This is a genomic window from Peptoniphilus sp. HMSC075B08 (assembly GCF_001815405.1).
GTDB lineage: Bacteria > Bacillota > Clostridia > Tissierellales > Peptoniphilaceae > Peptoniphilus_A > Peptoniphilus_A harei.
The window spans coordinates 1-3042 of sequence record NZ_KV820447.1 but is presented as its reverse complement, the minus strand read 5'-3'; the positions used below and the strand labels follow the sequence as shown (position 1 = coordinate 3042).

The 3042-nt window shown below is 48.4% G+C and carries 2 rRNA genes; both read left to right on the top strand.

Annotated features, from left to right (window positions below):
- Positions 1–42: 42 nt before the first annotated feature.
- Positions 43–2894 (top strand): 23S ribosomal RNA (locus tag HMPREF3023_RS03620).
- Positions 2895–2926: 32 nt separating this feature from the next.
- A 5S ribosomal RNA gene (gene rrf, locus HMPREF3023_RS03615) occupies positions 2927–3042 on the top strand; the annotation flags it as partial.

The window sequence follows — 3042 nt, the reverse complement described above, 5'->3', positions numbered from 1 at the left end:
AAACAATTAAACTGGAAATAAACAGAAATGTTTATTAACAAAGGTCAAGTTAAAAAGAGCACTAGGTGAATGCCTAGGCACCAAGAGGCGAAGAAGGACGCGACAAGCTGTGAAAAGCTACGGAGAGGAGCAAATATCCTATGACCCGTAGATCTCCGAATGGGGAAACCCACCTCGTAAGAGGTATCCTATAGCCAATCCATAACTATAGGAGGCGAACCAGGTGAACTGAAACATCTAAGTAACCTGAGGAAAAGAAAGAAAACTCGATTCCCTAAGTAGCGGCGAGCGAACGGGGAAGAGCCCGATGTGTATAAAGAGACAATAGCCAGCCAAATAATCTGGGAAGATTAACCAAAGAAGGTAAGAGTCCTGTAGGCGAAAGCGAAGATATCCGACACAAAAGAGTACCACGGAACACGAGAAATTCAGTGGGAATATGGGGGGACCACCCCCTAAGGCTAAATACTACTTGGTGACCGATAGCGAACAAGTACCGTGAGGGAAAGGTGAAAAGAACCCCGTGAGGGGAGTGAAATAGAATCTGAAACCTAGTGTTTACAAGCAGCGAAAGTGGTTTTACACCACGATCGTGTACTTTTTGTAGAACGGGCCAGCGAGTTACGATTACTAGCGAGGTTAAGCATTAAAGATGCGGAGCCGAAGCGAAAGCGAGTCTAAATAGGGCGGAAGTTAGTGGTTGTAGACCCGAAACCGTGTGATCTATCCATGAGCAGAGTGAAGTTGAAGTAAAATTCAATGGAGGCTCGAACCGGGTAACGTTTAAAAGTTATCGGATGACTTGTGGATAGGGGTGAAAAGCCAAACGAACACGGAGATAGCTGGTTCTCCTCGAAATAGCTTTAGGGCTAGCCTCTAGTAAGACATGAAAAGGGGGTAGAGCACTGATTGGTCAAGGGGCATGCATATGTTACCAAGACCTATCAAACTCCGAATACCATATCATGCACTAGGGAGTCAGACTATGTGGGATGAGCTTCATAGTCGAAAGGGAAAGAGCCCAGACCATCAGCTAAGGTCCCAAAATTATAGTTAAGTGGGAAAGGATGTGGAGTTACTGAGACAACTAGGATGTTGGCTTAGAAGCAGCCACTCATTTAAAGAGTGCGTAATAGCTCACTAGTCAAGTGACTCTGCGCCGAAGATAACCGGGGCTAAACTATATACCGAAGCTATGGAACGTATAACGTTGGTAGAGGAGCAATGTATGAAGGATGAAGCAGAAGTCGTAAGGCACTGTGGACATCATACAAGAGAGAATGCTGGCATGAGTAGCGAGAGGTGAGTGAGAATCTCACCCGTCGAAAACCCAAGGATTCCTGAGCAAGGCTCGTCCACTCAGGGTAAGTCGGGACCTAAGGCGAGGCTGAAAAGCGTAGTCGATGGACAACAGGTGGAAATTCCTGTACCGATACAATCATTAAAGGAAGTGGGGACGCAGAAGGATAATAAGAGCGCCCAGTTGGTGAGGCGTGCAAGCGCAAAGGATGGAAAGTAGGCAAATCCGCTTTCCGAGAAGTCTGAAGCGTAATGCGGATCGAAAACAAGTAGAGAAGCTTATGACTCCACACTGCCAAGAAAAGCCACTACTAGAGAAGTATCGCCCGTACCGTAAACCGACACAGGTAGGTGAGGAGAGAATCCTAAGACGAGCGGAAAAACCTTTGTTAAGGAACTCGGCAAAATGACCCCGTAACTTCGGGAGAAGGGGAGCCCCTGTAACAGGGGGCCGCAGTGAAAAGGCCCAAGCGACTGTTTACCAAAAACACAAGTTTCTGCTAAGTCGAAAGACGAAGTATAGGAGCTGACACCTGCCCGGTGCTGGAAGGTTAAGGGAAAAAGTTAGCGTAAGCGAAGCTTAGAACTGAAGCCCCAGTAAACGGCGGCCGTAACTATAACGGTCCTAAGGTAGCGAAATTCCTTGTCGGGTAAGTTCCGACCCGCACGAAAGGTGTAACGATTTGGGCACTGTCTCAACAAAGGATCCGGTGAAATTGTAGTAGCGGTAAAGATGCCGCTTACCCACGACAGGACGGAAAGACCCCGTGGAGCTTTACTGTAGGCTGAGATTGAATTTTGGGATTAAATGTACAGAATAGGTGGGAGACAGAGAACAAGGTACGCCAGTATCTTGGGAGTCACCGTTGGGATACCACTCTTTTAATGCTAGAATTCTAACCTAACCCCATGAATCTGGGGAAGGGACACTCTCAGTTGGACAGTTTGACTGGGGCGGTCGCCTCCGAAAGAGTAACGGAGGCGTTCAAAGGTTCCCTCAGCACGGATGGAAATCGTGCGCAGAGTATAAAGGCAGAAGGGAGCTTAACTGCGAGACCAACAAGTCGAGCAGATGCGAAAGCAGGACTTAGTGATCCGGTGGTACCGAGTGGAAGGGCCATCGCTCAACGGATAAAAGCTACCCCGGGGATAACAGGCTTATCTCCCCCAAGAGTCCACATCGACGGGGAGGTTTGGCACCTCGATGTCGGCTCGTCTCATCCTGGGGCTGAAGTAGGTCCCAAGGGTTGGGCTGTTCGCCCATTAAAGAGGCACGCGAGCTGGGTTCAGAACGTCGCGAGACAGTTCGGTCCCTATCCGTCGTGGGCGTAGGAAATTTGAGAGGAGCTGTCCTTAGTACGAGAGGACCGGGATGGACAAACCTCTGGTGCACCAGTTGTACTGCCAAGTGCATAGCTGGGAAGCTAAGTTTGGAAGGGATAAGAGCTGAAGGCATCTAAGCCCGAAGCCCCCCTCGAGATGAGATTTCCCTCGAAAGATAAGACCCCTTGAAGAAAATGAGGTAGATAGGCTCAAGGTGTAAGTGTAGCAATACATTCAGCTAGCGAGTACTAATAGGTCGAAGACTTGACCAAAGATTTAAGGAGAGATTAGTTTTTAAGTGTAATCTGGTGAGAATAGGACAATGGACACACCTGTACCCATACCGAACACAGAAGTTAAGCATTAGTCCGCTGATGGTACTTGGTTGGCAACGACCTGGGAGAGTAAGTTATCGCCAGT